This window comes from Chromobacterium sp. Beijing, assembly GCF_021496765.1.
GTDB lineage: Bacteria > Pseudomonadota > Gammaproteobacteria > Burkholderiales > Chromobacteriaceae > Chromobacterium.
In genome coordinates, this window is the sequence record NZ_CP053750.1 from 3,288,261 (window position 1) to 3,310,144 (window position 21,884).

Sequence of the window (21,884 nt, forward strand, 5' to 3'; positions counted from 1 at the left end):
TCCCGCTTACTTCAGCTTGATCTCGGACCACACCTTGTTCAGCTCGCGACGGTCCTTGGCGTTCAAGTCCTTCAGCTGTTGCAGGCGCGGCAGTTCGCCGGCGGTCGGGAAGATCGCATGCACCTTGGTCAGTTCCGGTTTGACGAACTTGCCGGCGGCGGCATTGGGGTTGCCCGAGCCCATCTCGTTGGTCAGACCGGAGGCGTTCTTGCCGTCCAGCATGAAGTTGATGAATTTGTAAGCCAGGTCCTTGCGCGGCGCGTCCTTCAACACCACGAAGTTGTCCAGCGACAGGGTGTTGCCTTCTTTCTGCAAGCCGAAATTGACGCCGAACTTGCGGCCGGCCTTCTTGGCGTCCTGCTGCGCCTGGTACATATCGTTGGAATAGCCCAGCGCGACATAGATGTTGCCTACGGTCAGTTCCTTGATATAGCTCTGGTTGTTGAAGGCGGCCCAGTAGGGCTTGGCCTTCAGGATCACGTCGCGCGCCGCCTTCCAGTCCGCCGGATTGGTGGAGTTGGCCGGCTTGCCCAGATACATCAAGGCGGCGGACACCAGCTCGCGCTGAGAGTCCAGCACGGTGATCTTGCCCTTAAGCTTGGCCAATACGGCCGGATCGAAGATCAGCGCCCAGCTATTGGCCTTGTCCAGCAAGCCCAGTTCTTTCAGCTTGGTTTCGTTGTAGCCCAGCAGCGTAGTGGTGAAGGCGTAGGGGACCGAGTACTGGTTGCCCTTGTCGAAGAAGCTGTTCAGATAGCCTGCGTTCAGGTTCTTGAAGTTGGGCAGCTGTTTTTTGTCCAGCGGCTGCGCCTTGCCCTGCTTGATCAGCGCTTCCACCGCGAAGCCGGTCGGCACCACGATGTCGTAACCCTTGGCGCCGGCGGCCAGCTTGGCCAGCATTTCTTCGTTGTCGCCGTAGAAGTCTTGCACCAGCTTGCACTTGCAATAAGCCTCGAAGCTCTTGGCGGTGCTTTCCGACAGGTAGTTGTTCCAGTTGTAGAGGTGCAATTCTTCCGCTGCGTACGCTTGTGCAGATACGGCCAGGGCAAGCGTCACCAGGACTTTTTTCATTGCGTTTTTCCTTCTATTCGCACGAGTGCGTTGCGACTACATGAAAAACCGGCCGGCTCCCTTGTTGCCCGGCCGGGGCCCTACTACTTAAACAGGCTCTCAGCCATTGGCCCGCAGCGCGCTGGGCGACACGCGCGAAGCAATGACGATCAGCACCAGGGTCAACAGCATCAGCAAGCTGGAAACGGCGTTCACTTCCGGCGTCACCGCGATCTTGATCATCGAGTAAATCTCCAGCGGCAGCATGCTGGCGCCTGCGCCGGCGGTGAAGAAGGTGATCACGAAGTCGTCGATGGACAAGGTAAAGGCCATCAGGGCGCCGGCGATGATGCCCGGCTTGATCACCGGCAGGGTGATCAGGCGGAAGGCCTGGAACGGCGTCGCCCCCAGATCGCGCGCCGCTTCCACCAGGCTGTCGTCCATGCCCTGCATCCGCGCCCGCACCACGATGGCGACGAAGCCGATGCAGAAGGCGACGTGGGACAGCAGGATGGTGATCATGCCCAGTTCCAGAATGCCGATCAGCTGGTTGACGATGACGAAGAAGATCACCAGCGACACCCCCATCAGCAATTCCGGGATGGCGATGGGCGTCAGCACCAGGAAGGGCAGCAAGCGCAGCTTGTAACGATGCATGGCGATGCCCGCCAGCGTGCCCAACACGGTGGCGCAGGCGCTGGCGATGATGCCTATGATCAGCGAGTTGGCCGCCGCGCTCAGCATCTTCTCGTTGTGGAACAGTTTGTCGTACCACTTGAGGGTGAAGCCCACCCATTCCGCGTTGAGTCTGGAATCGTTGAACGAGTACAGCACCACGATCACCAGCGGCAGATAGAGGAAGAGATAGGTCAGCAGCGCCGACGCCCACAACCAGCGGGATTGTTTCTTAGCCACGTTTCTTGCCTCCTCTGCCCACCATCGCGCCCAAGGCCGCGATCAACAACACTCCGCCGGTCAGCATGATGGACAGCACCGAACCGAACGGCCAGTCGCGGGTGTCCAGTATCTGCTGCTTGATCAGGTTGCCGATCATGATGGAGTCGGTGCCGCCCAGAATGTCCGGAATGGCGAACATGCCCAGCGCCGGGATGAACACCAGCGCGGAGCCGGCGAACACGCCGGGCAGGCTCAGCGGCCAGGTCACACGCCAGAAGCGTTGCCAGGCGTTGGCGCCAAGATCCTGCGCCGCGTCCAGCAAGGCCATGTCGTGTTTTTCCAGATTGGCGTATAACGGCAACACCATGAAGGGCAGGTGCACATAGACCAGGCCGACGATGACGGCGAACGGGGTGAACAGCAGACGCACCGGTTCAAAACCCAGCGAGGTCACCACCACGTTCAGCATCTTGGTGAACGCCGATTGCGGCCCCAGGATGATCATCCAGGCGTAGATGCGGATCAGGAAGTTGGACCAGAACGGCAGGATCACCAGCAGCAGCATCAGGTCGCGGTATTTCTTGCCGGAGCGGGCGATCAGCCAGGCCAGCGGATAGGCCATCAACAGGCAAACCACGGTGGTGATCCCCGCGTAGCCGGCGGACTTGATGAACAGCTCGATGTAGAGCGGCTCTTCCACCAAGCGACGGAAGTTGTCCAGCGTCAGATCCCAGACCAGCTTGCCTTCCTCGAGGTAGTACATCGGCGCGAGGCCGCCGTAATCGCCCGGATTGCGGAAAGCCGCCACCACCATGATCAGCGACGGCACCAGGAAAAACAGGATCAGGTAGACCAGCGGCGGCCACGACAGCGCCCACTTGCCGAATCGATCTCGAATCGCCATGCGCGTTTACTCCGTCAGGAAGCTGCCGGCGTCGAAGCGCCAGGCCAGTTCCACGATGTCGTTGTCGTCAAAGAATTTGGCGACGCCCGGAATGCTGTTGGGCAGCATCGCCTCCACCATCACGCCTTCGCCCACTTCCACCACGTAGAGGGTAACGTCGCCCAGGTACAGGCAATCGTGAACGCGGCCTTTGAAATAGGCTTCGTCGTCGTGGGCCGGCAGGCTCTTGTCCAGCTTGACCTTTTCCGGACGCAACGCCAGCCAGCCGGTCTGCCCTTCGCGCACGTCCGGCACAGTCAGGCAGCGCACTTCGCCGCAGCCTTTCAGGTCCACCAGCATGGTGTCGCCGTCCACGCGCTTGACCTTGCCTTCCAGCACATTGCACTGGCCGAGGAAGTCCGCGACGAAGCGGTTCTTGGGCTTGCTGTAAATGGTTTCCGGCGCGTCCAGCTGTTCCACCTGGCCGTGGCTCATCACCGCGATGCGATGGCTGAGCGCCAGCGCTTCGCCCTGGTCGTGAGTGACGTAGACGAAGGTGATGCCCACTTCTTTTTGCAGATTGATCAGTTCCAGCTGCATTTCTTCGCGCAGCTTGGCGTCCAGCGCGGACAGCGGTTCGTCCAGCAGCAGCAGCCGCGGACGGTCCACCAGCGCTCGGGCGATGGCCACGCGCTGGCGCTGGCCGCCGGACATCTCGTGCGGGTAACGGTCGCCGAACTGGGTCAGGCGCACGTCTTCCAGCAATTCGTCCACCTGGGAAGCGATCTTGGCCTTGTCCCACTTGGCCATTTTGAGCGGGAAGGCGATGTTCTCGCGCACCGTCATGTGTGGGAACAAGGCATAGCTTTGAAACACGGTGTGCACCGGACGTTTTTCCGGCTGCACCTGCGACATGTCCTGACCGTCCAGCAGGATCTGGCCGGAATCCGGCTGCTCGAAGCCGGCCAGCATGCGCAGCAAGGTGGTCTTGCCGCAACCGGAGGGCCCGAGCAGGGTGAAGAACTCGCCTGCCTCTACCGACAGGCTGACATTGTTGACCGCCGTGTAGTCGCCGAAGCGCTTGACGACATTTTTGATTTCAAGGAGAGCCATTGTCTTCCCCGCCCAAGAAAAAGGGCGCCAGTTTAACAAAAAAGATAAAGCTGGGGCCGTTGAAATCCCTTGAAAATTCAAGACCTCAGCGCATTTTTTCCATTGTGCGAACCGGGCGTTCGGGCCGGGCCGGTAAGTTGCTATTTTCTCAGCAGAAAACCGCGCGCCGCACGCTGGGTTTTCGGTGCGGCGCAACATGGTTTCAATTCAAATAATTGATGCTTTTTGACAACAACTGTCGGCATCTCGCCGTCTACGCGCCGCCAAACAGCGCTTACCACTGCCCTTCATTGAAGAAGCGGCGGTAGCGCTCCACCCAGTTCGAGATATCGAAACCGTTGGCCTGCAGCCAATCGTGGTTGTAATAGCTGCCCTGGTAGCGGTTGCCGTCGTCGCAGATCAAGGTGACGATGGAGCCGCTGCGGCCCTGGCTGCGCATCTGGCCCACCAGTTCGCAAACACCGTAGAAATTAGTGCCGGTGGAACCGCCGCAGCGGCGTCCCAGCACTTCCTCCAGGAAGTGGATGGCGGCGTAGCTGGCGACGTTGGGCACCCGGATCACATTGTCGATGACTGTGGGAATGAAGGAGGGTTCCACCCGAGGCCGGCCTATGCCTTCCACGCCGGAGCCACCTTCGCAGCGGCAGTCCATGCTTCCGGTATGAAAACAGTCGTAGAACACCGAGTTTTCCGGGTCCACCACGCAGACCTTGGTCGGCAGTTTCTGGTAGCGCACATAGCGGCCGAAAGTGGCCGAGGTGCCGCCGGTGCCGGCGCCGCATACGATCCAGTCCGGCACCGGATTCGGCTCATAGGCCATTTGGGTGAAAATGGTGTCGGCGATATTATTGTTGCCGCGCCAGTCGGTGGCGCGCTCGGCATAGGTGAACTGGTCCATGTAATGGCCGTTCAACTCTTCCGCCAGGCGTTTGGATTCGTCGTAAATGGTGGCGGGATCGTCCACCAGGTGGCTGCGGCCGCCGTAGAATTCGATGGCGCGGATCTTTTCCTGCGAGGTGCTCTTGGGCATCACCGCGATGAAGGGCAGGCCCAGCAAGCGGGAAAAATAAGCCTCGGACACCGCGGTGCTGCCGCTGGAAGCCTCGATGATGGTGCTGCCTTCGCGTATCCAGCCATTGCACAAGCCATACAGAAACAGCGAGCGCGCCAGCCTGTGCTTGAGGCTGCCGGTGGGATGGGTGGATTCGTCCTTGAAATAGAGCTGTATCTCCGGCGCGCCGGGGATGGGCAGCGGGATCAAATGGGTGTCGCTGGAGCGATTGAAATCGGCCTCTATCTTGCGCACCGCCTGGGCAACCCAATCAGTCATCTTGCTTCTCCAGTGTCGGAAAGTTCTCAATCGGCCATTCTAACGCGACAAGCAAGAAAAAAACGCCCCGTAGGGCGTTTTGGATTCAAAGCGGCGAGCCGATCAGAACTTGGTGCCGAAGCCGATGCCGAATACCCACGGGTCGATCTTCAGTTCGCCCAGTTTGGCGCCGCCCAGCTGATCCGCGGTCACGTCGGTCTTGATCCAGATTTTTTTGACGTCCAGGTTGACGAACCAGTTCTTATTGATCGCGTAGTCCGCGCCCAGTTGCAGCGCCGGACCCCAGCTGTTTTTCTTCACGCTCAGATCTGTCGCACTACCTGCTTTCAGGCCTTCATTGTAGAAGCGGGTGTAGTTGATGCCGGCGCCCACATAGGGACGGAAGGTGGCGTCAGGAGCGAAGTGGTATTGCAGGGTCAAGGTCGGCGGCAACACCGATACCTTGCCGACGGAACCGAAGGTGTTGGTGGTGACTTCGTGACGGGTGGTGCCCAGAATCAGCTCGGCGCCGATATTGTTGGTGATCATGTAGGTGAAGTCGACCTCAGGCGCCCAGCTGTCCTTGGCGTCGACATTCAAACCCGACACTACGCCAGAGTTGCTCCAGCTGGCGTCGGGGTTGACATTGATCACGCGGAAGCGCGCCAGGATGTCGCCTTGAGCGGCGAAGGCGCTAGCGGAAACCAGGCCGATCATTGCGGCGAGAGCGAGCTTTTTCATATTGGGTTCTCCTGTCATGTTTGGTCGAATGCAGGCCTGGCGCTTGCCGCCATCGTTGACTTTGACTGCGGGCAGCAGTAGCGTTCGGCGTCCGGTGGCAGATTATCCAAGCACCTAATATCAAACTTTGCGCCAGATCATGAGATGGTCATGAAATATGCAGATTTACGGGAGTTTGTCTCCCAATTGGAACAACAAGGCCTGCTGAAACGAATTGCGGCCCCGGTCTCCCCGCATCTGGAGATGACCGAGATCGGCGACAGGGTACTGAAAGCCGGCGGTCCCGCGCTGCTGTTCGAACAGGCAGTCAAGGACGGCAAACGCTTCGATTACCCGGTACTGGCCAATCTGTTCGGCACGCCCGAGCGCGTGGCGCTGGGCATGGGCGCCGCCGATGTGATGCAGTTGCGCGAGATCGGCAAGACCCTGGCCTACCTGAAAGAACCGGAGCCGCCCAAGGGCTTGAAAGACGCCTGGGACAAGCTGCCCTTGCTGAAGCAATTGCTGTCGATGGCGCCTAAGGAGGTCGGCAAAGCGCCATGCCAGCAAATCGTATGGGAAGGCGCGGAAGTCGATCTGGAGCGCTTGCCTATCCAGCACTGCTGGCCCGGCGACGTGGCGCCGCTGATCACCTGGGGCCTGACCGTGACCCGCGGCCCCAACAAGAAACGCCAGAACCTGGGCATCTATCGCCAACAGCTGATAGGCCGCAACCGCGTCATCATGCGCTGGCTGGCCCACCGCGGCGGCGCGCTGGATTACCGCGAATTCTGCCAACAGCATCCCGGCGAGCCTTACCCGGTGGCGGTGGTGCTGGGCTGCGACCCGGCCACTATCCTGGGCGCGGTGACGCCGGTGCCGGACACCCTGTCCGAATACCAGTTCGCCGGCCTGCTGCGCGGCAGCCGCACCGAGCTCACCAAATGCCTGGGTTCGGATCTGCAAGTGCCGGCGCGCGCCGAGATCGTGCTGGAAGGCCATATCCATCCGGACGACACCGCGATGGAAGGCCCTTACGGCGACCACACCGGCTATTACAACGAGCAGGACCGCTTCCCGGTGCTGACCGTGGACCGCGTCACCCTGCGCGAAAACGCGATCTACCACAGCACCTACACCGGCAAGCCGCCGGACGAGCCGGCGGTGCTGGGCGTGGCGCTGAACGAGGTCTTCGTGCCCATTCTGCAAAAGCAGTTTCCGGAAATCGTCGATTTCTACCTGCCGCCGGAAGGCTGCAGCTACCGGATGGCGGTGGTCAGCATCAAGAAGCAATACCCCGGCCACGCCAAGCGGGTGATGATGGGATGCTGGAGCTTCCTGCGCCAGTTCATGTACACCAAGTTCATCGTGGTGGTGGACGACGACGTCAACACCCGGGACTGGAAGGAAGTGATCTGGGCAATCACCACGCGCATGGACCCGGTGCGCGACACCACCTTGATCGAACATACGCCTATAGATTATCTGGACTTCGCCAGCCCGGTGTCCGGCCTGGGCGGCAAGATGGGCCTGGACGCCACCAACAAGATGCCGGGCGAAACCAACCGCGAGTGGGGCGTGCCCATCGTGATGGACCAGGCAGTCAAACAGCGCGTAGACGCGATGTGGCGGGATTTGGGTCTGTAGACGCGGAAGACAAGCGCCTGGCTTCTTCGAAGCCAGGCGGTTTTTACGACTCAACGCGTCTCAAGCACTTCCGCCTGCAGCAGCACGGCCTCGCGCCCCAGCAGCGGATGGGCTTTGAACGGCCCGGCCCGATAGCGAATGCGCGAACCGGTCCGCTGCTTCAACGCGGCCACTTCCGCGGCCCCCAGGCCCTGGCCGTCGGCAGCGGGCTGGATGACGAAGGTGCCGCCATCCCCCTTTTCCACCCCCAAGCGCACCAGCGGCGGCGCGCCGACGGCGACCAGGGTGCCCTCCTCCCACGGCGGCAGCGACATCGCGCCGGCGCCGGCGCAAAGGCCGAGCCACAGCAGCAGCCCGCGCATCATGGCTTGAGCAGGATCAGATGGCTGTTGGCCGGCACCGTCACCCGCGCCACGCCGCGCGACAGCGGCAGGCTCTGCTTATAGGTTTCCGCCGTCGCCAACGCGCTCCAGCCGATTTCCTGCGCCTGGAAGGGCACCGCCGGCAACAACAAACTCTTGCCGTTCGGGAAATACTGGTTGGCCGGCAGGCTCAGCGTCTTGGCCGGGAAGCCGTAACCGCTGGCCGGATTGCCGCCCAGCGCCAGCGTGGTGTTGAGACGCAGCATCAGGCTGCTGTAATCGCCGGCCCCCGCCGCGCGCAAACCGTCGTTCAAGGCCGCTTCGCCGGTATTGGCGCCGGTCACCCACGGCTTCATCACGCCCGCGCCGAACTGATGCAGCATCTGCATGCCCGCCGCCAGCGCTTTCGGGTAGCAGGTGTAATTCGACGCCGCCACGCTCCAGCCCTTCAAATTGCAAGCCGGCCGGCGCAGAAAGCTTTCGAAATCGCCGCCGCGGCGCAGGTCCGGATGGGAGTTGGCGTCGCTGCCGCGACCGCCGGTGAAGGTGTCCGCCGATACCAGATAGCCCATGGTCTGGGCCGCCAGCTCGTTTTCCCATACCGTAGGCTGACCGGAACCCGGCGGTTTGCGCAGGATCTTGTTGTAGGCGTAGAGCACATGCAGGTATTCGTGCGCCAGCGTGGACAGGGCCAGGCTGGGGCCATTGCCCTTCATATTCCAGTTGCGGCCCGGATCGGCCTGGGCGAAGGTGTCCAGGTCCACGAAGGTGGCCAAGGCCTGATTGCTCTTGCCCACCACGTCGCGGCACTCTTGGTCGCCGCCGCACATGGCAGGCGCGGCCGACGCCAGCAAGGCATTGGTCCAGCGCACATAGCCGAGCAAGCGGCCGCCGCCGGTCTGATTCGGATCGTTCAGCCGGCTCAACACCAGGTGCACGTCCTTGGTGTCGCCGGGCAGCGCCAGCGCGCGCCAGCCCGGATCGATGTCATTGCCCCAGGGCTCGCTGACGACCGAGGCTTCCAAGGGATAGACGCTGTTGGCGAAGCGCTCGGCCAGCGCGTCGGCCTGATCGCTGCCCACGCTGACGTCCAGCCCGTCCTGCGCCCAGACGTAAACCTTGCCGCCGCCGTTGGGCAAATCGCGCATGGCTTGCAGGCTGGTGGCGCTATCGCCGTCCATATCGTGCCAGACCCGTTTGTCGCCAATCGCGTAGCTGGCCGCCTGCAAGCTGGCCTGCTCCGCCAGCAGCCGGTGCGAACCGGCGCCACGCAGCGACAAGGCGCCGGAGCGGGCCGACGCGCCAACCGCGGCCATCACCGCCTGGCTCTCCGCCTCCAAGCGTTCCGCGGCGGCGTCCGACCCGCCGCGCAGGCCGGAAGCGGCCAGCTTGGCCTGGCCCGAAGTGTCTCCGGAGCTGATGCGCGACACCACCATCTGCCAGGCGGCGCTCAAGGGCTTGCCGCTGATAGACACCGTTTGCGCCTGCGCGCCGGTATTGGTGTACTGGTAGACGGAGCCGGACTGCGCCCTGCCGGCCGAGGCCGGCAAGCGGCACACATTGCCCGAGCACGTCAGCGCCGCCACTTCCGCGCCGTCCGTCGCCAGCATCCTGCCAGATGCCGACGTTCCGACGCTGGAACCGCCGCTGCCGGCGTTACCGCCGCCGCCACCGCCGCCGCATGCGCTCAGCAACGCGGACATCACGGACACAGCCAATATTGTTTTTGTGCTTTTCATCCCTGTAGTCATCCATTTCATGTATTGAGAATGAGAAAAAATACTAATTCCATTCCAATGGCAATGACTACGGCAAATAATTACCTTTTTATATGATATTTGTTTAGTTAGAGTGACAGAAACCTACGCGCAGCCGGCGGAGCGCAAAGCCGGCAAGCCTGCTATCATCGCCAGGTCTTTGAATAAGGAGCAGTCATGTCCCTGCGCAACCCCAATTCCCCGCACCGCCTGAGCCGTCTGAAAACCCGCCAACGCAAGAAAATGCGCGTAGGCGAATTCCGCGAGCTGGGCTTTCATCTGATCTCCATGCTGCACGACGGCGCGGATTCCGAGGCGCTGCTGGACGCCTGGCTAATCCAGGTGGACGAGGCCGGCATCAGCTTCGGCGGCCATTTCGACGGCGCCGGCAAGCTGGAAGGCGTGGCCTTCCCGGTGGGCGAGGTCAAGATCAGCGACGAGCTGCGCCTGCAACTGCTGTCCTGGCTGCAAGCCCGCGCCGAAGTGAAATCGGTGGAAGGCGGCGAATTGATCGATCTGTGGCACAGCCGCTGATCCCTTTCCGTCCGACGTGAAAAAACCGGCTTGTCGCCGGTTTTTTTATGCCTGGACGCTTCGAGCCGCGGGCGCGATCAGGACAGCTTGCGGAACACCCGGTAGCCGATATAGAGCCAGGTTTCCCTGGCCAGGAAGCGGGACCAGCTGGACAGCGTGCGGTAGCGGCTGGATTGCGTGGGCGCGGGATAGGCGGTCAGGCCGATATCGGTGGCCATCAGCACCGAGCGGCGCATATGTAGCGGATCGCTGACCAAGAGGAAGGAGCGGATGCCGAACTGGCTGCTCAATTCGCGCGCGTTTTCCAGGTTTTGCCAGGTGGTGCGCGACTGGTTTTCCGCCAGCATCGCCGTCATCGGCACGCCTTGCTTGGCGGCGAAGTCGCGGCCGACGTCGGCTTCGGACGGATAACCCGGTTCCGGCGTGCCGCCGGTGAACACAATCCAGCGCACCTTGCCGGACTTGTACAATTTGACTGCGTGATTGATGCGCTCGCGGAACACCGGCGACGGGCGCTTGCCCCAGGCCGCCGCCCCCAACACCAGCGCCGCGTCGGCTTGCGGTTCGTTTGCGCTGCCGCCGAAATCGACGATGCTCCAGGCCACGTAGCTGAAGCCCAGCACCACCAGCAAAATCGCCAGCACAAAGCCTTTCAACATCAAACGCAAGTAGAGCATGGGTACCGCAAGTGAAGGGTGGAACGCCGATTGTACCCGCAAACCGGATGCAAGCGGCAAGGCCGCGCGCTCCGCGCCTACTTCTCCAATTCCCAAATCGCCGCCTGCAGGGACTCCATCCGCGCGGCGAGCGCCAGCTGCGCGTCGTCCAGCGCCTTGTTGTAAATGTCTCTGCCGATTTTGTCGGCGACGAAGTCCAACAGGAATTGCGCGTCGAACTGCCCCAGCTCGATGCCGAACTGGTCTTGCGCGTACTGTTGCAATTGCGGAGCCAGCGTTTGCAGTTGAGCGGGGGTCAACAAGGAATGATTGGCCATGGCGTGCCGCCCTGTGCGATGGAAAGCCGCGATTATGGCGGCTATTCGCCGATGCTGGAAGCGGTTTCCCCGCGCACGGCTAAAGGGACAGCGCCCGTCCCCATTGCAACAGGCCCGCCCGCCACTGGCGCTGGCCGTTCAATTGCCAGGCCAGCAGCCGGTCGCCGGCCTCGCCGCGCCAGAGGGGATGCGCCCGCATCTGGCTGAGCAAGGCCTCCGCCGCCTGGCTGTCGTCAAAGCATAGCGCCAGCCAGTCCGACCCCGCGCGCGTCAACACGCGGCGCAGCTTGTCCGGCCACGGCGCGGCGCCGCGCCACACCGTGGTGCCGTGAAAACAGCCCGAGCGCAGCCATTGCCGCCGGACGCGCCACTGTTCGGCGCCCAGCGCGCACAGGCCGCGCGGAAACTCCAGACCCCACCATAGCGCAGCATGCATTCGTCGCCCTTTCATTGTGCATTGCACAATTTTTTATACCCGCATTCCGCGCCCGCCGCAAGCGCGGCCGGCCCCGATAAAAAAACAGGCCGCGCAAGGCGGCCTGATCAAGTTGAAACGCTCACAACGATAAGTCAGACAAGGGAAAGCAATTACACGGTCACCCAGCGCGGCCGGGTCAGCTCTTCCGGCTTCAGCAGCAGATCCAGCTGCTCGCGGCTCAGCAAGCCTTGCTCCAGCACGATGTCGGCGACGCTGGCGCCGGTGGCGTGGGCCTGGGCTGCCACATTGGTGGCCGCGGCGTAGCCGATGACGGGATTGAGCGCGGTCACCAGGCCGATGGAGTTCTCCACGCTGGCGTGCAGGCGCTCGCGGTTGGCGGTGATGCCCGTGACGCAGTTGTCGGTCAGCGTGGCGCAGGCGGCCGCCAGGTGGCCCATGCTGCGGAACAGACTGTAAGCGATCACCGGCTCGAAGGCGTTCAATTGCAGCTGCCCGGCCTCCGCCGCCATGGTAATGGTGACGTCGTTGCCTATCACCTCGTAAGCCACCTGGCTCACCACCTCGGGAATCACCGGATTGACCTTGCCCGGCATGATGGAGGAACCGGCCTGGCGAGCCGGCAGATTGATCTCGCCGAAACCGGCGCGCGGGCCGGAGGACAGCAGGCGCAAATCATTGCAGCTCTTAGACAATTTGACTGCGATGCGCTTGAGCACGCCGGACAACTGCACGAAGGCGCCGCAGTCCTGGGTGGCTTCGATCAGATTGGGCGCGGTCAGCAGGGTGTGGCCGCTGAGCTCGGACAGATGCAGACAAGCCAGGCGCGCGTAATCCGGGTGCGCGGTAATGCCGGTGCCGATGGCGGTGGCGCCCAGATTGATTTCCAGCATCAGCGCGCTGGCTTCCATCAAGCGCTGCTCGTCTTCCTGCAGCATCACCGCATAAGTCATGAACTCCTGGCCCAGCGTCATCGGCACCGCGTCCTGCAGCTGGGTGCGCCCCATCTTCAGGTAGTCCTTGAACTCGTCGGCCTTGGCGGCGAAGGCCTCGCGCAACGTCGCCATCCGGGTCAGCAGCTTGTTGGCGCCCCAGAACGCCGCCAAGCGCAAGGCGGTCGGGTAAACGTCGTTGGTGCTTTGACACAGATTGACGTGTTCATTGGGATGCAGGTACTGGTACTCGCCCTTGGCGTGGCCCATCAGTTCCAGCGCGCGGTTGGCGATGACCTCGTTGGCGTTCATATTGGTCGAGGTGCCGGCTCCGCCCTGGATCGCATCCACCACGAACTGCTCATGCCAGCGGCCGGCGCGGATTTCCTCGCAGGCGGCGATGATGGCCTGAGCGACAGGCCCCGGCAGCAAGCCCAGATCGCGGTTGGCCTGAGCCGCGGCCTGCTTGATGCAGGCCAGCGCGCGGATCAGATCGCCGTAGCCGGCGATGCTCTGGCCGGTGATGGGAAAGTTTTCGACTGCGCGCAAGGTGTGCACGCCCCAATAAACGTCGGCGGGCACTTCACGATCGCCTAGCAGATCATGTTCTATGCGGGTCGTCATGGATGCTTCTCCTGATGCGGATGACGCCACGCGCTCGCGTGGCTTGAAGCAGCGCACTCTATGCCATGCCGCGGCGGCTGGCCAATTCGAAATGCCGATAGGGTCATGCGGGAAATGCATAACCTTGACGGGGGGCGCGCGTTCCCCGGCACCCCCGCTCAGCAGGCCGGGTATTGATGCGTCAGATAGTCCCAGAAGGCCTTCAAGGCCGGACGCTGTCGCTTCTGATCGATGTAGAGCCGGATCTCCATCTCCACCTGCCAGGACTCGTCGCCGGCGGCCGCCAACAAGCCCTCCTGCGCCTCCCGGCGCGCCGAGCTTTCCGGCAGGAAGGCCAGGCCGTGCCCTTCCAGCACCATGTGCTTGAGCCCTTCCGCCATATCGGTTTCATAGCGCAGCGCCAGCTTGGCCGGCTGCGGCGCGGACTCCAGAATCAGGTCGCTCATCAGCCGGAAATAGGCGTTGCTGGCGTAGCCGAGAAAGGGCAAGGGCTGCTGCGCGCTGCCGGGCAGTTGGTAGCGCGGCCGGCCGGCTTCCGCGATCGAGAACGGCCTCAGCCGCTCGACGCCCAGCTTCAGCCCCTGATAGCGGGCGTCGGTCAGTTCCACCGGTTGCTTGGGATGGTGGTAGCACATCAATAGATCGCTGCCGCCTTCCACGAAGGCCAGCAGCGCGTCGTGCACATTGCTGGCCTGCAGCCTACAGGGCAAAGCACCGTAACCGCGCTGCGCCTGGGACAGCCATTTGGGAAAGAAGGAGAAGGACAGGGTGTGCGGCACCGCGAACTCCAGCGTGCCCGCGGCCAAGGGCTGCAAGCCGCGCAGCAAGGCGCGGCTGGTGTTGAGCTGGGACAGCATGGCCACCGCCTGCTCGCGGAACAGCGCGCCGGCCTCGGTCAGCCGCGTCGGATAGGTGGTACGATCGATCAGGCCGGCCCCCAACCAGCTCTCCAGCGATTTGATCCGCCGCGAGAACGCCGGCTGGGTCAGGTGGCGCAGTTCCGCCGCGCGGGTAAAGCTGCCGGTTTCCGCCAGCACCAGGAAGTCTTCAAGCCACCGAGTTTCCATCGCGCGCTTCCGCCAGAGTGATCAGGAGCTGGGATAGTAGCCTAAACGCGGCCCAAGAATCTGTTCACGATCCGCCGCGCCGCCTGAAACCCGACACGGAGAGCGCCGCCTCCAAGCCGGCGATGTTGACCTGTTGCAAACCCAAAGTCATAAACCGCGGTAGAATGACGCAACTACCTGGCACCATCCGCATGCATATTACTCACTTCATCTGGCAGAAGCTGCTGGGCATGGCGCCCGGCGAGATCCAGAGCGGCGATACGCTCTGGCTGCTGAGCCCTCGCCAGCACATGCCCTTGCTGGCGCAGCGACGCGCGCTGATGCTGGTCAACCGCTGCCGGCTGTTCGCCATCCTGTTTTCCGCGCTGACGCCGGCCTGGGCCTTGATCGACTTGCTGACCCTGCCCTATCCGCTGTCCCTGCAATTGGCGGCCCTGCGCCTGCTGGTGTCTGTCGCCTTCGTCGCGCTGGCGGTCTGGCAGCCTATGGACGGCCGCCTGCGCTCGGCCTATCGCGGCATCGCGCTCTTGTTCGCCATCCCCACCCTGTTCTACATCGCCTCCCACCTCTTGCTGCGTCGCTACCATCTGGAAGGCTTGTCCGCCGCCATCGGCGCCGGTTACGCCTTCCTGCCCTTCGTGCTGCTGGCCGGGCTGGCCATTTTCCCGCTGACCCTGCTGGAAAGCCTGGCTTTCGCCAGCCCGGCGCTGTTCGGCTTCGTGCTGACCAGCCTGCTGGACCTGAACGGCGACAATCTGCCCGGCTTCGGCGGGGAATTCTGGCTGCTGTCCTTGCTGGCAGGCGTCTCCGCCATTGCCGGCATCAGCCAGCTGGCCTTCATCATCGTGCTGGTCCACCAGGCGATACGCGATCCGTTGACCGGGGTCTTCTCCCGCCGCAGCGGCGAGGAAATGCTGGGCCTGCTGGAGTTGCAGGCTCAGCGCAGCCGGCAGCCGCTGAGCCTGGCCTTCATCGACCTGGACCACTTCAAGGCGATCAACGACCACTACGGCCACCTGGCCGGCGATCAGGTCTTGCGTCATTTCGCCGAGCTGATGGAAGGCAGGCTGCGACGCAGCGACGTGCTGGTGCGCTGGGGCGGCGAGGAGTTCGTGCTGCTGATGCCCGGCGCGCAGTTGGCCCACGCCGCCCAGGTCATCGCCCGGCTGCGCGCCCAGGGCCTGGGCGAGCGGCCGGAAGGCCATGCGCTGACCGCCAGCATCGGCGTGGCGGAGTTGTTTCAAGACGGCAGCGCCGACTGGCGAGCCTTGGTGGATTTGGCCGATACCCGCATGTACCGCGCCAAGCAGACCGGGCGCAATCGGGTAGTGATCTCCGGCTGAAGCTTTACCCGCCGGGCGACTTTCCTTATCGTGGGCGGCATGACCGCTCTGACCGCCCCGCTCCTTCCCCGCTCCCGCGGCGTCGCCGCCGCGCTGCTGCTCAGCCTGTTGGCCCATGGCGCGCTGCTGTGGCTGAGCAAACCCGGCGGCCGCCCGGACGCCGCCGCGGCCCCGCCGCTGCGGATACAACTGCGTCCGCCGGCGCCGGCCGTCGTCCCGCCGCCGACGCGCCCCGCCGCGCCCGACCCCTCTGCCCGAAAATCGGCCGCTGCCCCGCGGCATTCAAACGCGGCGACGCACATCGCGGCCGCCGGCCCCGGCAAACGCAGCGTCCCAAGCGGGCGCGACGCTTCGGCGCCCGCCACGGCCTTGACCTTGGGCGGCCTGCGGCAGCAAGTGCGCGAGCAAGCCGCCGCCGCGCCGGAAAAAATCGCCCCGCTGCCGGCCGACCCCGCCAAAACGAAATTGGCCCGCTCGATCGAGCGGGCCGAAAAACCGGATTGCAAAACGAGTTACGCCGGGCTGGGCCTCTTGGCCATCCCGGTGCTGGCGGTGCAGAGCGCGCGCGAGGACGGCTGCAAATGGTGAGCCGCCCCCTCCTCAAGACGCCGCGTTCGCCCGCGTCACCCAGTCCTGAGTGGCGTCGGCGGCGCGGAACTCGCGCACGGCCTGTTGCAGCAAAGCAAACGCCGTCGGCGCGTCCAGCCGCCCGCAGGCCTCGTCCATGCTCGCCAACAGATCCCGCATCTCCGCGTCCGACAAGCAGTATTCCTGAGCGCGCATGATGCGTTCGTGATCGGTGGCCAGCACGTTGTCGCCGATCAGCAACTCCTCGTACAGCTTTTCCCCCGGCCGCAGACCGGTGATGCGGATTTCGATGTCGCCGCCGGGACGGGCCGCGTCCTTCAGCTCCAGACCGGACAGATGCACCATGCGCCGCGCCAGATCGATGATGCGCACCGGCTGCCCCATGTCCAGCACGAACACGTCGCCGCCGTCGCCCATCGCGCCGGCCTGGATCACCAGTTGCGCCGCCTCCGGAATGGTCATGAAGTAGCGGGTGATGTCGGCGTGGGTCAGCGTGATCGGCCCTCCGGCCTTGATCTGGGCGCGGAACAGCGGCACCACCGAGCCGGAGCTGCCCAGCACATTGCCGAAGCGCACCATCACGAAGCGGGTGGCGCTGCCGCGCGCGTGCCGGGTCTGCAGCGTCAGTTCCGCCATGCGCTTGGTGGCGCCCATCACATTGGTGGGGCGCACCGCCTTGTCGGTGGAGATCAGCACGAAGGTGTCCACGCCGCAATCCTCGGCCGCGCGCGCGGTGGTGTCGGTGCCGAACACATTGTTGACGATGCCGGCCACCGGATTGTGCTCCACCATGGGCACATGCTTGTAGGCGGCGGCGTGATAGACGGTGTCCACCTTGAAGGCCCGCATCACCTGGACCAGCCGCTGGTAGTCGGTGACCGAGCCCAGCACCGGGGTGCGCGCCGGCGCCGCGGCGGCGCGGCCCAGTTCCTGGTCTATCGCGTACAGCGCGTATTCGGACTGCTCGAACAGGATGATACGCGCCGGCTGGTTCTTGGCGATCTGGCGCACCAGTTCCGAGCCGATGGAACCGCCGGCACCGGTGACCATCACCACCTTGCCGCGGATATTGCGCGCCAGCAGTTCGGGCTTGGGCGGCACCGGGTCGCGGCCCAGCAGGTCTTCAATCTCGACCTCTTTCAGCTCCTCCACCCGCGCCTCGCCGGACACCAGGTCCGCCATGCCCGGCAGCCGCTTGATCGGCACCCGCAGCAGTTCCAGGGTTTCCAGTATCTCGCGCTGGCGGCTGCGGCTGACCGAGGGCATGGCCAAGAGAATGCATTTGGCCTCCAGGTCCTTGACCAGCTGCGGCAGATCCCGCGGCGGATGCACCGCCACGCCGCGGAAGGTGCGGCGATGCAGTTCGGGACTGTCGTCGACGAAGGCCATCGGCCGATATTCGCGGCCGGCCTGCAGGGCCAGCATCAGTTGCACGCCGGCATGGCCGGCGCCGTAGATGATCACGTGCTCGCGCGGCGCGTCCACCGCGTCGATGCGGCGCACCAGGCCGCGCAGCAGAAAGCGGCTGCCGCCGATATAGGCCATGGCGAACACCCAGAAGATGATCACCGAGGTGCGCGGCATCGCCCAGATGTGAGCCATCTGCAGCACCGCCTGCAACACCAGCACCGACAAGGTCACGCCGGAGAACACGGTCAGGATGATCTTGTCGTCCAGATATTTGAGCACCGCGCGGTACAGGCCCAGCTTGATGAAGATGGGGATGGCCCACAGCGGCGGCACGATGAAGATCCACAAATGCGGGTTGAGCTTGGGATCCCAGTATCCGCCCAGGCGCAGGAAGACCGCGCTCCACAGCGCCAGCGGCAGCAGCAGCGCGTCCATCAGCGCCAGCATCGCCATCTTGTTGTGGCGGGAGAAGGCGAGCAGTTTTTCAAACATGGTCATTCTTTCGCGTCCGACGGCCGTTGATACAGCGCGTCCGGACAACATTCCTCATTATCTTGGCCGTCGCCCAGGCTCAGCAGCGCGAAGCCGTGCGCCTCGTAGAAGCGGCGCGCGCCCGCATTGGCCTGGAACACCCAAAGCCGGCAGGCCGGCGCCGGCGGCGTCAGCACCCGATCCAGCAAAGCCGCGCCCACTCCGACACCGCGATGCTCGGCGCCGACATAAAGCTGATCCAGCCATAACACACCGTCTTGCAGCGATGCGGCGGCGAAGCCGGCGATATCGCCATGCCGCTCCGCCAGCCAGACATCGCCCGCCGGCAGCAGCGCATTGGCGAACCAGGCCTGCACCGCCGCATCACTATGCGCCAGCGGCGCGTAGCTCATCTCACGGCGGCAGGCCAGATAAATGTCCGTTAAAGCGACGGCATCGCCGGGTTCGGTCAAGCGGATGGAAATCGTCATCGGCTGACGATCTTCATCAGCGTGGCGACGATGATGCGGATATCCTCCGCCAGGCTGTGGCTTTCGGCATAGCGCACGTAATAGGCCAGTTTTTCCGGCAACACCTGCTCGATGTAGGCGCGCTCCGGGTCCTCGGCCCGACCCAGGATTTCGTTCTCGTCTATCATCTTGATCGACGCCCAATCGGTGATGCCGGGGCGCACCGACAATACGATGTCGCGGACTTCGTCCGGGTAGTGGGCGACGTATTTGGGCACCTCCGGCCGCGGGCCGACCAAGCTCATATCGCCGAACAACACATCGATCAACTGCGGCAGTTCGTCCAGCTTGGTCTTGCGCAGCAAGCGCCCGGCGCCAGTGACGCGCGCGTCGGCGCCCACGGTCAGCTGGCCGTGGCGCTCGGTGTCCACTTGCATGGTGCGGAATTTGTGGATGCGGAACAGCGTGCCGTTCCGCCCTACCCGCACCTGGCGGAAAAACACCGGCCCCGGCGAATCCAGCTTCACCCACAACGCCACCGCGAGCAGCGGCAACGCCAGTGCGGCCAGGCCCAGGCCCGCGGCGACGATGTCGAAGCCGTGCTTCAGCAGCCGCGAACCGTGGCGACGCGGACGGCAGCACGGCGGCAGCAAGCCGCCGCTGTCTGAACCCCGCTCGCTCATGCGCTCAGGATCTCGCGCACCGCGGCGATCACCCGGCTCTGGTCATCGTCCGTCATCCGGGTGTATAGCGGCAGGGTCACTTCGGCCTCGAAGGCGGCGTCGGTCACCGGGAACTGTTCGCGCGTCAGCTGATAGCCGTCGCGCCACACCGGCTGACGATGCAGCGGGATGAAGTGCACCGAACAACCGATGCCCTTTTCCGCCATCCGGGCGATGAAGTCGTCGCGGCTGACGCCGGCCTCGGGCTTGATGCGCACCGGATACAGATGCCAGGCGTGGTTGCTGCCCGCGTCCTTCGGCCGCGCCGGCAGGATCAGCGGCAGGTCGGCCAGCTCGCGGTCGAAACGCTGGGCCATCGCCTCGCGCAATTCCTGGAAGCGGCGGATCTTCTTCAACTGGTGGATGCCCATCGCCGCGGCGGTGTCCGGCATATTGTATTTGAAGCCCGGGGCCACCACTTCGTAGAACCAGGCCGGTGTCTTGGACACGTAGCGGTCGAAGGCGTCGCGGCTGATGCCGTGCAGACGCATCACCTTGCAACGCGCGATGATGTCCTTGTTCTTGGACACCACCATGCCGCCCTCGCCGGTGGTCATGGTCTTGTTGGCGTAGAAGCTGAACACGGTGACGTCGGAGTCCAGGGTCCCCACCAGCTTGCCCTTGTAATAAGTGGGCAACGCATGGGCGGCGTCTTCAACGACCTTCAGCCCGTGCTCGCGGGCAATGGCGATGATCTCGTCCATCTCGCAGGCGAGGCCGGCGAAGTGCACCGGCATGATCGCCTTGGTCTTGGCGGTGATCGCCGCGCGGATCGCGTCCGGGCTGATGTTGAAGGTGGCCGCGTCCATATCCACGCATACCGGGTCCGCGCCCAGGTAGCGCACCACTTCGGCGGTGGCGGTGAAGGTGTAGCTGGGCACGATGACTTCGTCGCCGGGGCCGATGCCTATCGCTTCCAGCGCCAGGTGCAAGCCGGCGGTGGCGGAGTTGACCGCGATCGCCTCGACGCCGTCGCCGATGAACTGCGCGAAGTCGGCCTCGAACTGCTTGGTCTTGGGACCGGTGGTGACCCAGCCGGAGCGCAGCGCATCGACCACTTCGTTGATTTCGTCCTCGCCGATGTCCGGCAAGGCGAAAGGCAGGAATTTTGTTTCGCTCATAGTATTCTTCGCTATCAGTTAAGCGCGCGGACTCGTCCAGACTTGTCCAAGCGACCTTGCAAACCCGGTAGGATGGACAAGTTCAAAAGCTTGCCCACGCACCATGCTCATTCCCCAAACACACCATCTCTCTCGCCCCCTGCCCAGTCCAACGGCAGACGGCCTTCACACACCCCGCGATGAAAAAACGCTGATCACTCACTCGCGAGCAAGCACCGCCTGCAAAAACCGCCGCGCCAGCACCGCGTAATCATGGTGCTCCAGCACATAGGCCTGACCCGCCGCGCCCATGCGCGCGCGTTCCTCGGCCGGCGTCGCCGCCATCCGCTGCGCCGCGTCGGCAATCGCGGCCGGATCCTCGGCGCCCACGCTGATGCCGGCGCCGGCGTCTTTCACCATATCGTTGCCGGCCTCCACCGAATGGATCACCGGCTTGGCGGCCATCAGGTAGTCGAACAGTTTATTGGGGTTGATGCCAAAACGGTAGATGGGCAGCTTGCGCCAGCCTATGAACAAAGCGTCCATTTCGGCGAGGAAGCCCGGCACCGCGCGCTTGGCGATGGATGGCAGGAACATCACATTGTCCAGCCCTAGCTCGGCCGCGCGCGCCGCCAAAACCTCCTTGTCCGGACCGTCACCGACCAGAACGAAAGTCACCGGCGCGTCCCGCATCAGCGCCGCCGCCTCCAGCAGGTAATCCAGCGCATTGGCCAGGCCGTGCCCGCCGGCGTAGCCGATCAGGAAGCGCCCCTGCGCTTTCAGCTCCGCCAGCCGCATCCGGTGCTCGGCCGGCAGGGCCTCGGCCTCGCCGCGCCATTCGGCGACGTCGACGCCGTTGGGGATCACCGCGTACTTTGCCGGATCCATGCCGTGCGCCACCATATAGTCCTTGGCGCAGGGCAACATGGACACCACGGTGTCGGCCTTGCGGTAGCCGAAATCCTCGGCCCATTGCAGCAGGCGGATGAAGGGATGTTTGGGCGACATGCCGCCCACCTCCACCGGCGTCAGCGGCCACAGATCATGCACCTCGTACACCAGCCGCGCGCCGGTCTTGGCGGCGATCCAGGCCGCCGGCACGGTGTCCAGCGGATAGGTGGACGAGGCGATCACCACGTCCGGCTTCCACTGCTTCAGATAGCGGCCGGACAAGCCCATCACCCGGGCCAGAAAGCTGAAGATATTGAGCACGCGGCCGATGCCGTTGCCCTCGTAAGGGCGGGTCTTGCACCAGGTGTAGCGGATGCCGTCTATGTCTTCGTCCCGGTATTTGCCGTCCACTTGCGGATGGGTCTGGCGCAGATGGGAGATATCGGCGGCCAGCATATTGACTTCATGGCCGGCCTGCGCCCATTCCCGCGCCAGATAGTAGGGACGGAATTCCATGCCGTGCCGGGGGCTGCCGGCATAGTGGTTGATGTAAAGAATTTTCAT

General features: G+C 63.9%; 22 protein-coding genes. 4 read left to right on the forward strand and 18 right to left on the reverse strand.

Going from position 1 to position 21,884, the window contains the following annotated elements; genetic code table 11:
- Positions 1–6: 6 nt before the first annotated feature.
- The 6 genes from HQN78_RS15145 to HQN78_RS15170 form a co-directional block, all read right to left on the reverse strand.
- Complete coding sequence (locus HQN78_RS15145; protein ID WP_107798018.1) at positions 7–1,071, reverse strand: PotD/PotF family extracellular solute-binding protein; 1,065 nt, start codon at positions 1,069–1,071, stop codon at positions 7–9.
- A gap of 99 nt (positions 1,072–1,170) precedes the next feature.
- Positions 1,171–1,965, reverse strand: coding sequence for an ABC transporter permease (locus HQN78_RS15150; RefSeq protein ID WP_227106685.1), 795 nt, complete (start codon positions 1,963–1,965; stop codon positions 1,171–1,173).
- Entirely contained in the window at positions 1,958–2,851 is an 894-nt protein-coding gene (locus HQN78_RS15155; protein WP_227106683.1) for an ABC transporter permease, read from the reverse strand. The genes HQN78_RS15150 and HQN78_RS15155 overlap by 8 nt, the downstream gene beginning before the upstream one ends.
- 6 nt (positions 2,852–2,857) lie before the next feature.
- On the reverse strand, positions 2,858–3,943 hold the full coding sequence (locus tag HQN78_RS15160; protein WP_107798016.1) for an ABC transporter ATP-binding protein: 1,086 nt from the start codon (positions 3,941–3,943) through the stop codon (positions 2,858–2,860).
- A 274-nt stretch (positions 3,944–4,217) separates the two neighbouring features.
- Entirely contained in the window at positions 4,218–5,273 is a 1,056-nt protein-coding gene (locus HQN78_RS15165) for a PLP-dependent cysteine synthase family protein (protein WP_227106682.1), read from the reverse strand.
- Between the two features lie 102 nt (positions 5,274–5,375).
- Positions 5,376–5,993 carry an OmpW family protein gene (locus HQN78_RS15170; RefSeq protein ID WP_107798014.1) on the reverse strand — a complete coding sequence of 206 codons (618 nt, stop codon included), beginning with the start codon at positions 5,991–5,993 and terminating at the stop codon, positions 5,376–5,378.
- Positions 5,994–6,143: 150 nt separating this feature from the next.
- Here HQN78_RS15170 and ubiD point away from each other — a divergent pair, with 150 nt between their 5' ends.
- Positions 6,144–7,619: a 4-hydroxy-3-polyprenylbenzoate decarboxylase gene (gene ubiD, locus HQN78_RS15175; RefSeq protein ID WP_235084704.1), complete on the forward strand. Its 1,476-nt coding sequence runs from the start codon at positions 6,144–6,146 to the stop codon at positions 7,617–7,619.
- Positions 7,620–7,669: 50 nt separating this feature from the next.
- Here ubiD and HQN78_RS15180 read toward each other — a convergent pair whose 3' ends face one another.
- Positions 7,670–7,984, reverse strand: a complete 315-nt coding sequence (locus HQN78_RS15180) for a hypothetical protein (protein WP_235084707.1) — start codon at positions 7,982–7,984, stop codon at positions 7,670–7,672.
- On the reverse strand, positions 7,981–9,591 hold the full coding sequence (locus tag HQN78_RS15185; RefSeq protein WP_227106677.1) for a hypothetical protein: 1,611 nt from the start codon (positions 9,589–9,591) through the stop codon (positions 7,981–7,983). Before HQN78_RS15185 ends, HQN78_RS15180 begins: the two co-directional genes overlap by 4 nt.
- Before the next feature lie 324 nt (positions 9,592–9,915).
- Here HQN78_RS15185 and HQN78_RS15190 point away from each other — a divergent pair, with 324 nt between their 5' ends.
- A complete protein-coding gene (locus HQN78_RS15190) occupies positions 9,916–10,272 on the forward strand; it encodes a 50S ribosome-binding protein YggL (protein WP_107798008.1) in 357 nt (118 codons plus the stop codon).
- A gap of 77 nt (positions 10,273–10,349) precedes the next feature.
- Here the strand turns inward: HQN78_RS15190 and HQN78_RS15195 are convergent, their stop codons facing one another.
- From HQN78_RS15195 to HQN78_RS15215, 5 genes are all read right to left on the reverse strand, one after another.
- The gene (locus tag HQN78_RS15195) at positions 10,350–10,949 is read right to left on the reverse strand and encodes a YdcF family protein (RefSeq protein WP_019103655.1); all 600 of its coding nucleotides are present in this window, start codon (positions 10,947–10,949) and stop codon (positions 10,350–10,352) included.
- A gap of 77 nt (positions 10,950–11,026) precedes the next feature.
- Positions 11,027–11,266 carry a DUF2164 domain-containing protein gene (locus tag HQN78_RS15200; protein WP_107798007.1) on the reverse strand — a complete coding sequence of 80 codons (240 nt, stop codon included), beginning with the start codon at positions 11,264–11,266 and terminating at the stop codon, positions 11,027–11,029.
- A 79-nt stretch (positions 11,267–11,345) separates the two neighbouring features.
- Positions 11,346–11,702 carry a hypothetical protein gene (locus HQN78_RS15205; RefSeq protein WP_235084710.1) on the reverse strand — a complete coding sequence of 119 codons (357 nt, stop codon included), beginning with the start codon at positions 11,700–11,702 and terminating at the stop codon, positions 11,346–11,348.
- Between the two features lie 152 nt (positions 11,703–11,854).
- Entirely contained in the window at positions 11,855–13,258 is a 1,404-nt protein-coding gene (aspA, locus tag HQN78_RS15210) for an aspartate ammonia-lyase (RefSeq protein ID WP_107798005.1), read from the reverse strand.
- A 158-nt stretch (positions 13,259–13,416) separates the two neighbouring features.
- Positions 13,417–14,325 (reverse strand): LysR family transcriptional regulator, encoded by a 909-nt coding sequence (locus HQN78_RS15215; protein ID WP_107798004.1) that lies wholly within the window; start codon positions 14,323–14,325, stop codon positions 13,417–13,419.
- Positions 14,326–14,516: 191 nt separating this feature from the next.
- Here HQN78_RS15215 and HQN78_RS15220 point away from each other — a divergent pair, with 191 nt between their 5' ends.
- Together HQN78_RS15220 and HQN78_RS15225 are read left to right on the forward strand one after the other, a co-directional pair.
- A complete protein-coding gene (locus HQN78_RS15220; protein WP_107798003.1) occupies positions 14,517–15,668 on the forward strand; it encodes a diguanylate cyclase in 1,152 nt (383 codons plus the stop codon).
- Between the two features lie 39 nt (positions 15,669–15,707).
- Positions 15,708–16,256 (forward strand): hypothetical protein, encoded by a 549-nt coding sequence (locus HQN78_RS15225; protein ID WP_235084713.1) that lies wholly within the window; start codon positions 15,708–15,710, stop codon positions 16,254–16,256.
- Between the two features lie 12 nt (positions 16,257–16,268).
- Here HQN78_RS15225 and HQN78_RS15230 read toward each other — a convergent pair whose 3' ends face one another.
- The 5 genes from HQN78_RS15230 to HQN78_RS15250 all read right to left on the reverse strand — a co-directional run bounded on the left by HQN78_RS15230 (position 16,269) and on the right by HQN78_RS15250 (position 21,884).
- Positions 16,269–18,158 (reverse strand): nucleoside-diphosphate sugar epimerase/dehydratase, encoded by a 1,890-nt coding sequence (locus tag HQN78_RS15230; protein WP_107798001.1) that lies wholly within the window; start codon positions 18,156–18,158, stop codon positions 16,269–16,271.
- 2 nt (positions 18,159–18,160) lie between these two features.
- A complete protein-coding gene (locus tag HQN78_RS15235; RefSeq protein ID WP_107798000.1) occupies positions 18,161–18,628 on the reverse strand; it encodes a GNAT family N-acetyltransferase in 468 nt (155 codons plus the stop codon).
- The gene (locus HQN78_RS15240) at positions 18,625–19,290 is read right to left on the reverse strand and encodes a sugar transferase (protein ID WP_304502817.1); all 666 of its coding nucleotides are present in this window, start codon (positions 19,288–19,290) and stop codon (positions 18,625–18,627) included. Before HQN78_RS15240 ends, HQN78_RS15235 begins: the two co-directional genes overlap by 4 nt.
- Complete coding sequence (locus HQN78_RS15245; protein WP_227106665.1) at positions 19,287–20,450, reverse strand: DegT/DnrJ/EryC1/StrS aminotransferase family protein; 1,164 nt, start codon at positions 20,448–20,450, stop codon at positions 19,287–19,289. Before HQN78_RS15245 ends, HQN78_RS15240 begins: the two co-directional genes overlap by 4 nt.
- 198 nt (positions 20,451–20,648) lie before the next feature.
- Entirely contained in the window at positions 20,649–21,884 is a 1,236-nt protein-coding gene (locus tag HQN78_RS15250) for a glycosyltransferase family 4 protein (RefSeq protein ID WP_235084717.1), read from the reverse strand.

What these genes read in the sequence shown, in the direction of transcription:
- HQN78_RS15245 (WP_227106665.1), bottom strand. Translation starts at nt 20,450, where the DNA reads ATGAGCGAAACAAAATTCCTGCCTTTCGCCTTGCCGGACATCGGCGAG.
- HQN78_RS15165 (WP_227106682.1), bottom strand. Translation starts at nt 5,273, where the DNA reads ATGACTGATTGGGTTGCCCAGGCGGTGCGCAAGATAGAGGCCGATTTC.
- aspA (WP_107798005.1), bottom strand. Translation starts at nt 13,258, where the DNA reads ATGACGACCCGCATAGAACATGATCTGCTAGGCGATCGTGAAGTGCCC.
- HQN78_RS15235 (WP_107798000.1), bottom strand. Translation starts at nt 18,628, where the DNA reads ATGACGATTTCCATCCGCTTGACCGAACCCGGCGATGCCGTCGCTTTA.
- HQN78_RS15250 (WP_235084717.1), bottom strand. Translation starts at nt 21,884, where the DNA reads ATGAAAATTCTTTACATCAACCACTATGCCGGCAGCCCCCGGCACGGC.
- HQN78_RS15240 (WP_304502817.1), bottom strand. Translation starts at nt 19,290, where the DNA reads ATGAGCGAGCGGGGTTCAGACAGCGGCGGCTTGCTGCCGCCGTGCTGC.
- HQN78_RS15145 (WP_107798018.1), bottom strand. Translation starts at nt 1,071, where the DNA reads ATGAAAAAAGTCCTGGTGACGCTTGCCCTGGCCGTATCTGCACAAGCG.
- HQN78_RS15180 (WP_235084707.1), bottom strand. Translation starts at nt 7,984, where the DNA reads ATGATGCGCGGGCTGCTGCTGTGGCTCGGCCTTTGCGCCGGCGCCGGC.
- HQN78_RS15205 (WP_235084710.1), bottom strand. Translation starts at nt 11,702, where the DNA reads ATGCATGCTGCGCTATGGTGGGGTCTGGAGTTTCCGCGCGGCCTGTGC.
- HQN78_RS15190 (WP_107798008.1), top strand. Translation starts at nt 9,916, where the DNA reads ATGTCCCTGCGCAACCCCAATTCCCCGCACCGCCTGAGCCGTCTGAAA.
- HQN78_RS15160 (WP_107798016.1), bottom strand. Translation starts at nt 3,943, where the DNA reads ATGGCTCTCCTTGAAATCAAAAATGTCGTCAAGCGCTTCGGCGACTAC.
- HQN78_RS15170 (WP_107798014.1), bottom strand. Translation starts at nt 5,993, where the DNA reads ATGAAAAAGCTCGCTCTCGCCGCAATGATCGGCCTGGTTTCCGCTAGC.
- HQN78_RS15215 (WP_107798004.1), bottom strand. Translation starts at nt 14,325, where the DNA reads ATGGAAACTCGGTGGCTTGAAGACTTCCTGGTGCTGGCGGAAACCGGC.
- HQN78_RS15155 (WP_227106683.1), bottom strand. Translation starts at nt 2,851, where the DNA reads ATGGCGATTCGAGATCGATTCGGCAAGTGGGCGCTGTCGTGGCCGCCG.
- HQN78_RS15195 (WP_019103655.1), bottom strand. Translation starts at nt 10,949, where the DNA reads ATGCTCTACTTGCGTTTGATGTTGAAAGGCTTTGTGCTGGCGATTTTG.
- HQN78_RS15200 (WP_107798007.1), bottom strand. Translation starts at nt 11,266, where the DNA reads ATGGCCAATCATTCCTTGTTGACCCCCGCTCAACTGCAAACGCTGGCT.
- HQN78_RS15225 (WP_235084713.1), top strand. Translation starts at nt 15,708, where the DNA reads ATGACCGCTCTGACCGCCCCGCTCCTTCCCCGCTCCCGCGGCGTCGCC.
- ubiD (WP_235084704.1), top strand. Translation starts at nt 6,144, where the DNA reads ATGAAATATGCAGATTTACGGGAGTTTGTCTCCCAATTGGAACAACAA.
- HQN78_RS15220 (WP_107798003.1), top strand. Translation starts at nt 14,517, where the DNA reads ATGCATATTACTCACTTCATCTGGCAGAAGCTGCTGGGCATGGCGCCC.
- HQN78_RS15185 (WP_227106677.1), bottom strand. Translation starts at nt 9,591, where the DNA reads ATGCTGGCGACGGACGGCGCGGAAGTGGCGGCGCTGACGTGCTCGGGC.
- HQN78_RS15230 (WP_107798001.1), bottom strand. Translation starts at nt 18,158, where the DNA reads ATGTTTGAAAAACTGCTCGCCTTCTCCCGCCACAACAAGATGGCGATG.